Origin of the sequence: Bacillus sp. JJ864 (assembly GCF_036963045.1) — a bacterium.
GTDB lineage: Bacteria > Bacillota > Bacilli > Bacillales > Bacillaceae_G > Bacillus_A > Bacillus_A pseudomycoides_C.
In genome coordinates, this window is sequence record NZ_JBALLY010000146.1 from 1 (window position 1) to 3,880 (window position 3,880).

Annotated in this window: 6 protein-coding genes and 1 pseudogene; 4 read left to right on the top strand and 3 right to left on the bottom strand. The window is 32.7% G+C overall.

Annotated elements, in window-relative coordinates:
* Nucleotides 1-133 precede the first annotated feature (133 nt).
* The gene (locus V7024_RS19865; protein ID WP_020061147.1) at nucleotides 134-358 is read right to left on the bottom strand and encodes a DUF1128 domain-containing protein; all 225 of its coding nucleotides are present in this window, start codon (nucleotides 356-358) and stop codon (nucleotides 134-136) included.
* A gap of 167 nt (nucleotides 359-525) precedes the next feature.
* On the opposite strand from V7024_RS19865, the gene V7024_RS19870 reads away from it, so the two are divergent.
* The 3 genes from V7024_RS19870 (at nucleotide 526) to V7024_RS19880 (ending at nucleotide 2,500) form a co-directional block, all read left to right on the top strand.
* A complete protein-coding gene (locus tag V7024_RS19870) occupies nucleotides 526-990 on the top strand; it encodes a low molecular weight protein-tyrosine-phosphatase (protein WP_335523073.1) in 465 nt (154 codons plus the stop codon).
* Between the two features lie 161 nt (nucleotides 991-1,151).
* A complete protein-coding gene (locus V7024_RS19875; RefSeq protein WP_335523076.1) occupies nucleotides 1,152-1,631 on the top strand; it encodes a DUF4075 domain-containing protein in 480 nt (159 codons plus the stop codon).
* A 5-nt stretch (nucleotides 1,632-1,636) separates the two neighbouring features.
* Nucleotides 1,637-2,500 (top strand): YihY/virulence factor BrkB family protein, encoded by an 864-nt coding sequence (locus V7024_RS19880; protein ID WP_335523078.1) that lies wholly within the window; start codon nucleotides 1,637-1,639, stop codon nucleotides 2,498-2,500.
* A 247-nt stretch (nucleotides 2,501-2,747) separates the two neighbouring features.
* Here V7024_RS19880 and V7024_RS19885 read toward each other — a convergent pair whose 3' ends face one another.
* A complete protein-coding gene (locus tag V7024_RS19885; protein WP_335523079.1) occupies nucleotides 2,748-2,936 on the bottom strand; it encodes a hypothetical protein in 189 nt (62 codons plus the stop codon).
* A gap of 227 nt (nucleotides 2,937-3,163) precedes the next feature.
* Nucleotides 3,164-3,520, bottom strand: a pseudogene (locus V7024_RS19890) (tyrosine-type recombinase/integrase); the annotation flags it as partial.
* Between the two features lie 168 nt (nucleotides 3,521-3,688).
* On the opposite strand from V7024_RS19890, the gene V7024_RS19895 reads away from it, so the two are divergent.
* The coding region (locus V7024_RS19895) for a hypothetical protein (RefSeq protein ID WP_335523080.1) at nucleotides 3,689-3,880 on the top strand (192 nt) is incomplete at its 3' end.

The window sequence follows — 3,880 nt, forward strand, 5'->3', positions numbered from 1 at the left end:
CCATTTAAAAAAATGCTTTTCTGCCTTTTTTTCATAAAGTAACTGAGTAGTTACAAATTATTTTAATTTGGACATAAAAAGAGGCGGCTACCAAAAGCTTGGTGATTACCGAGTTTTTGGTAGCCGCTTTTTGTTATTTCTTGATTAGTGTGCCTAATTCTTCTGTAATAGCTTGCATTTCGCTAATGCTAAATGTATCGCGTTTCATAACGTGTTCATAAATGTCACGTAAGTCTTCGTACATGTCTTCATTGAAGTTTGAAGCTCTCATTGCACCAGCGTTTACCATACGTAATTTTTCTTTAATTGCTTCTACCATATATTCAACGTTCTCTTGTGTTTTTACGGATAAATCCACGGAAGTGTCCCCCTTTAAAATAACATAGACTTATCTTAACATTTTTTTTATCATTTTCGTTAACGGAAGTTTGCAATCGTATTAAATTAGTATCTATTACCTTTATAAGTAATTGTTGATTGTTTATACTAAATATAACAAATGCATCATGAAGGGAAGAAACAAATATGGTTCGAGTTTTATTTGTTTGTCTAGGAAACATTTGTCGTTCTCCGATGGCAGAAGCAATTTTTCGTGAGCTTGTCAAAAAAGAAAAATTAGAAACAGTAATTACTGTTGATTCGGCTGGAACTGGGGATTGGCATATCGGCCATCCACCTCATCATGGCACACAAAAAATTTTAATGGAAAATAAAGTGTCCTTTGAAGGAATTAAAGCTCGTCAAGTAGAAAAAGAAGACTTAACAAAGTTTGATTATATTATTGCAATGGACAATAAAAACTTAGACGATTTAAAGGTTTTAGGCAAAGCAGGCGGCTATATCGGCAGACTATCCGATTTTGTTCCAAACGGTGGTTGGACAGATGTTCCGGATCCATACTTTACAGGGAACTTTCAAGAAGTATATGACCTTGTAACAGAAGGATGTGCAAAATTGTTAGCGTTCATTCGAAATGAGCAAGGAATATAAGAATGTTAGTTCAGAAAGTAAAATGTGAAACTCTCATTGATGATGAGTTGAGCGAATCAAGCTCTTATGGTAAGTTTAATCTTAAATTTTTTCTTTTGGGATTTTCTTGTTCGTTAGAGTGAGATAACTTTCTAACAAAATAGATGAAAGGGTGAAGGAATATGGCAAAGAAGGGAAATCTTGTACGAAATATTGCGATTGGTGTAGCAGCAGGTGTGGCGGTTTCTATGTTAAAGAAGGAAAATCGTGAAAAGGTAAAGCAGACAGCAGGGAAAGCAAAAACAAAAATGATTGAAATTGGTGAAAATGCAAAGCTGAAAGAAAAGGTACAAACAGTTACAGATAAAGGGCGCGAGCTTGCTGATTTTAATGTTGTAAAAGCAAAAGTAGCGGAAATTAAAAAATTGACGCCAGCTGTTGTGGAAACATTCAAAGAGACGAAAGATATTTTTATGAAGAAGAACAATGCCAAAGAACAACCAGAAACAATCGAAATTCAGGCGATTGTACCAACAGAAGATTTAAAGATAGAAGAAGTTGCATCGGAAGATCGCGGTATGAAGGAACCGATTGCAGAAGAGAAGAAATCAGAAGCGTATATTGAGTTAAAACAAAATAAAGAAGAAAAGCAAAGCGTTTAAAAAAGATGAAAACATTTGTGCAAAAAGCAAGAACTCATCATGTTTTCACATTTGGAAAAGACTTGTATGATCGAACAATGCGAGATGATCTGGCGGGCTTAGCAGCACAGCTCGCTTATTTCTTCTTGCTTTCTCTTTTTCCAGCGCTCGTTTTTTTAATAACGCTTCTTGGATATATTCCAATTCAGACAGAAGATGTACTAACCTTTATAAAGAATTATGCTCCAGAAGATGCAATGAGTTTAATTGAAGCAAACGTACATACAATAGTGAATAACCAAAATAGTGGGTTATTATCGTTTGGTTTACTTGCCATGTTATGGTTTGCATCCAACGGTGTCAATGCAGTGATGAAGGCATTTAACCGTGCCTATGATATTAATGAAACCCGTTCATTTATTTCAACAAGAGCATTGTCAATTGTATTAACATTAGCAATGATTTTTATGATTGTCTTCGCTTTAATTTTACCTGTATTCGGCCAATTAATTGGATCAGCAATTTTTAAAATTTTAGGTTTATCTGATGAATTTTCGTTTGTGTGGAGTATTGTTCGATTATTACTAAGTTTTCTTGTATTGTTTGGTTTATTTTGCTTTTTGTATAAATTTGCCCCAAATCGTCATGTGAAGAGAAGAGAAGTGATGACAGGAGCATTATTTGCTACGATTGGATGGATTGTGGTATCGTATTCATTTGCGTACTATGTCGATAACTTTGGAAATTACTCTACTACATACGGTAGCCTCGGTGGTATTATTATTTTAATATTATGGTTTTATTTAACGGGCTGGGTGATTTTACTTGGCGGAGAAATTAACGCACTCTTGAATTATTATCGAACGAGTGACAATAATTCCCGTAATTAAAAAGAATCCTTTATTCCATACTAAGAGGGAATAGGGGGGATTATTCATGGGTCAAAACAAGACTGGTAATAGCAAAAATGATAAAAATCAGCGTAAACAACGCAGCAGCTCGCAGCCAAAACATAAAACGAGCAGCAGTGCAAACGGACATAATAGTTATCATTAAAAAAAGGGTTCCATATTGGAACCCTCAGGCTTTCTCCATAGCCTGAAAAGAGCTTAGATTTTATTTATCTAAGCTCTTTTTTTATTCTTTTGAAGTTAATATAAAATCACTCACATGTTTACATATACCTTGTTCAGACATTCTTTTTAATAATTCTTCTGTTAAAAATGTCTTCTTAAGATTATTTTGAAACATAAAATCTAAAGTTTTAAATTGTAAATAATCATCATTTTCACTAATTGAAAAATCAGGGAATTGTTCTCTTAACATTTTAAAGATATTCAAAGCTTTTGATTTATCTACTAGTAAGACAGATAATCCTGGAATAAAAGTGAGAACAAAATCAATTTCTTCGTCTGTTAATTTTTGTTTTTTTAACCATTCTATTACAGTTAATTTCTACATTATCAACATCCTCTCTTATATCAACCAATCTGCTGCTCGAATAGCGTAAGATAAAGCAATTGCAATAGTTTCAGCGGTTCCTTGACTAGTTACGCTTGAATTTTACTGATAGGTTGATCTCCTTTTCGAGAAGGGAATAGCCAGGTACTTTCAACAGTTTGGGCATAGGTATACACTTCTTCAAAAATAGATGTGATATTGATCATGCGTTTTTTCATCGTTTTTCCTTCTTTGATCTTGAATTTTTTTCTTTGTTTTCGTTTCAATTTCAATATTGTTTGAGTTTCTAGCTTGAGTAGATCACTGACACGTAACCCTGTATGAATGCCAATAAGAAATAATAGATAGTCTCGTTCGGAACAGTGACGTTTAAGGGCCCATTTCATATCTTTAATTTGTTGTTTATTACGAATGGGTTGGACATCAATCAAATGTGGTTTTTTGTTCATGGATTTTTCGACTTCTTTGTTTGTAGTGTTTTGAATGTATACTTTTGTTGTTGTTTTTTAAGGGTATCAGAGAAAATGGGATGAGGTCAATGTTTTAGATATATATAATTAAATATGCACATTAACAATATTAGGAATGGTATAATTTTGTTAAAAGGAGATGATTTTATGTTGAAAATAGAACAAAACAAAGTAAGTTTAATTTCAGGAATTAGCTTATTAATATTGGTTTTGACTAACTCTTTTATAAAAAGTGATTTTTGGGTTATTTGTATAGCTGTAATTTTAGTTTTGTTTAATTTAGTTTTATTTATTATTTCTAGAGATATAACAAAAACTAAGTTACTTAGAAAAATGAAT